Below are 3,198 nucleotides of genomic sequence, written 5' to 3'. Positions count from 1 at the left end.
TAAGCTTAGCTACCACAGTGCTTTTATTCTCTGCCTACTTAGTAAAAATTATCCACGTTAGAATAGTTATTGGCTTTATAATTTTATTTATGTACTACTACTTTATCTTTAAAATTAAAACCATCCCAACTCAACCAAAGGAAATGGAAAAGTCTTCTCTATGTGAATAATGTTAAAGATTGTAAACAAAATGCTTATTTTGTTCATAATCATAAACATTAAATTGACTCATAGCTATATCTGATATACCTTATAAGTATGATAAGAGATCAAAGTGATATCCTCCCATCTCTTAGAAGAAAAATGGAGAAGATGGGAGAACAGATAGCTTTGGCAAGGCTAAGAAGAAACTTGCCAGTAAATTTAGTTGCAGAAAGGGCAGGTATTAGTAGGTCAACTTTATGGTCTATTGAAAAGGGATCACCCAATGTTGCTTTTGGATCCTATGCAAAAGTTCTTTTAGCTTTAAACTTAGCAGATGACCTGTTGCTAGTAGCCAAAGATGATGTTCTAGGCAAAAGAATGCAAGATTTAAATCTTACAACAAAAAAAAGGGCGAGACGGGATACTTAAATGAAAAAAGAGATTGAAGTTTATGCATCTTGGCCTGAGTTCGTTGTAGACACTTTGATTGGAAAGTTACACATTGATAAAAAGGGGAATGAGGAAATCATTGCTTTTTCATATGATGAGTATTGGCTTGAACACTATGAAAACAAATACCATTTAGACCCAGACATATACCCTTTTAGGGGGCAGCAATTCCCTAAAGCTGAAAAAGGATGGTTTGGATTATTTTTTGATTCAGCCCCTGATAGGTGGGGGCGAACTCTGATGAAGAGAAAGGAATCTATTTTAGCAAAAAAGGAAAACAGAAGTGTTCAACATCTTCAAGAGTCTGACTTTTTGTTAGGAGTAAACGATTTTGTAAGAAGCGGAGCTTTAAGATTTAAAGAGATTGGGTCTTCTCAATTTCTCTCTGAAGGAGATAATTTTGCCATACCCCCTTTAGCTAGATTACGAGAATTGGAAAATTGGAGCTTGCGTTTAGAGGATAATAGTGAAGAAGAAAAATGGTTATTAAAATTAATACATCCTGGGTCCTCTTTAGGAGGAGCTCGCCCGAAAGCTTCTGTCATTGATGAAAAGGGGGTTCTTTGGATAGCAAAGTTCCCATCAATGAAAGACTTTGCCAATATTGGGGCATGGGAAAAAGTTGCTCACACGTTGGCACAAATGTGCGGTATTGAAGTTCCAAAAACACAAATTTATTCATTTACAGATCAAGGAAGTACTTTTCTGAGTCAGAGATTTGATAGAATTGAGAAAGGGGGAAGGCTTCATTACACATCAGCTTTAAGTCTGCTTGGTAGAAAAGATTGGGATAGTGATGCAAGCTACCTCGAAATAGTTGAGTTTATCCTTCAATTTGGTAGTCATGTTATTGCTGATTTAAATCAGCTTTTCCGTAGGATTTTGTTTAATATTGCTATTTCAAATACGGATGATCATTTGAGAAACCATGGTTTTATATTAAATGGTAGTGGTTGGAAACTCTCACCAGCATTTGATTTAAATCCCGATCCAAGAGGTAAATCATTGAGTTTAGCAATTGATGAAATAAACCGTAGTTTAGATTTTGAACTAATATTAAGCCAGGCGCACCATTTTAGAGTTAATAATAAAGAGGCACATTTAATCAAAGATGAGATGTTAGATAGAATAAGTGGTTGGCGAAATATAGCTTCCTCACTAAAGCTCAAAGAGTACGAGATAGATCAAATGGAAAGTGCATTTAAGCTAAACTAAAGGTAATTAAATATTTAGTTCCCTTTTAAGAAGTGGAGCAATTATACTATTTCCAGCTACAATTGTTCCATCAAAAATGAAACTGGTGTTATCTTTAATTGGTAGGACAGATCCCCCTGCACCTAAAATAATAGCAGTAGCTCCAGCTACATCCCATGGGCTTAAATCATATTCATAAAATCCTGATAATTGACCTGAGGCTACATAACACAAAGCTAAGGCAGCACTACCTAGCAATCTTATTTCTCTAACCTTGTTCATTAAAAGTTGAAAAGGTTTAATAAAACTACTTTCTCTTATATTTGGATCGTAAGGAACTCCACTGCCTACTAAACATTCACTTAAGCTCTTTTCATCTCCAACTTTAATCTCTTTCCCATTTTTCCAAGAACCAAGTTTATCAACACCACTAAATAGGTCTTCTAGAACTGGATGATAGACAACCCCAGCTAGAGGTTTTCCTTTATAAACTAAGCCCAATGAGACGGTGAACTCTGTTAACCCATGAACAAAGTTTAAAGTTCCATCAAGGGGATCAACAATGAAGGCCAATTCAATATTATCAAATTTGGTTATAACTTCATCCTCTTCATCAATGATGGGGATATTTGGTGCCATCCCTTTTAAAATTGAATTTATGAGGTTTGAAGATTTTAAATCAATCTCTGTTACTAAATCACTTTGTCCCGACTTTTGATTTATTGCGAAATCTCTTTTATAAAACTCTTTTTTTAAAAGGTCTCCAGCTGCCAGAGCTGCTGGAACCATTATTTCATCAACTATTTGTTTTGCATTTTCGATTGATAACACTAATTTTACACCCTTTACCTTATTATGTTGCCAAGAGTAGCACTACATTACCCACTATTATCAGCAATCAAAATTAAAGTGTCAATTAAGTAGGTTTTGTAGAAAAAATGTTTTAATCAGATAAATTAATCGATAGAGAGTAAATTTTAAAAGTTTGTTATTTAAGTTACCTATTAATGGTTTGCACTACAGAATTCAAAATTCCTTCAGGTTGTTAAGCCCATACTTTTAATATCCTACTTTTAGAAAGAAGCTTTAAAATATATTTTTATCTATTTGACAGGTGTTTATTCATGTGATATTGTTCAATTAACCAAAAAATTGTTTGAACAAACTTTTTTTATGGTAGATATGACGTAAAATGTGTGTTATTTGTTGTTTGTGTTCATTTCAACGTTTGAATATTGGTTTAACTTACAACAATTGAACAGCAAAAGTAGGTTACCATCTCTAATTAGAGTGAGTAAAATTTACGAAGTTTTCAATAATTTATAAAGAAGACAATATTATTAAATAATGATTTTAATAAAATGTGTTTTTCTTAGTTATAAAATCTTTGTATAGGAGGTTAATAAATTT

Annotated in this window: 3 protein-coding genes; 2 read left to right on the top strand and 1 reads right to left on the bottom strand. The window is 33.1% G+C overall.

Annotated elements, in window-relative coordinates:
- Nucleotides 1-258 precede the first annotated feature (258 nt).
- Nucleotides 259-573: a helix-turn-helix domain-containing protein gene (locus tag M0R38_13235; GenBank protein ID MCK9482699.1), complete on the top strand. Its 315-nt coding sequence runs from the start codon at nucleotides 259-261 to the stop codon at nucleotides 571-573.
- Nucleotides 574-1,809: a HipA domain-containing protein gene (locus tag M0R38_13230; protein ID MCK9482698.1), complete on the top strand. Its 1,236-nt coding sequence runs from the start codon at nucleotides 574-576 to the stop codon at nucleotides 1,807-1,809.
- Between the two features lie 6 nt (nucleotides 1,810-1,815).
- On the opposite strand, the gene M0R38_13225 is transcribed toward M0R38_13230, so the two are convergent.
- Nucleotides 1,816-2,619 (bottom strand): inositol monophosphatase, encoded by an 804-nt coding sequence (locus M0R38_13225; GenBank protein ID MCK9482697.1) that lies wholly within the window; start codon nucleotides 2,617-2,619, stop codon nucleotides 1,816-1,818.
- Nucleotides 2,620-3,198 lie beyond the last annotated feature (579 nt).

This window comes from Bacteroidia bacterium (assembly GCA_023228875.1).
GTDB lineage: Bacteria > Bacteroidota > Bacteroidia > NS11-12g > UBA955 > JALOAG01.
The sequence above is the reverse complement of the archived record's forward strand: the minus strand, read 5'-3'. Positions and strand labels throughout refer to the sequence as shown.

What these genes read in the sequence shown, in the direction of transcription:
- M0R38_13230 (MCK9482698.1), top strand. Translation starts at nt 574, where the DNA reads ATGAAAAAAGAGATTGAAGTTTATGCATCTTGGCCTGAGTTCGTTGTA.
- M0R38_13235 (MCK9482699.1), top strand. Translation starts at nt 259, where the DNA reads ATGATAAGAGATCAAAGTGATATCCTCCCATCTCTTAGAAGAAAAATG.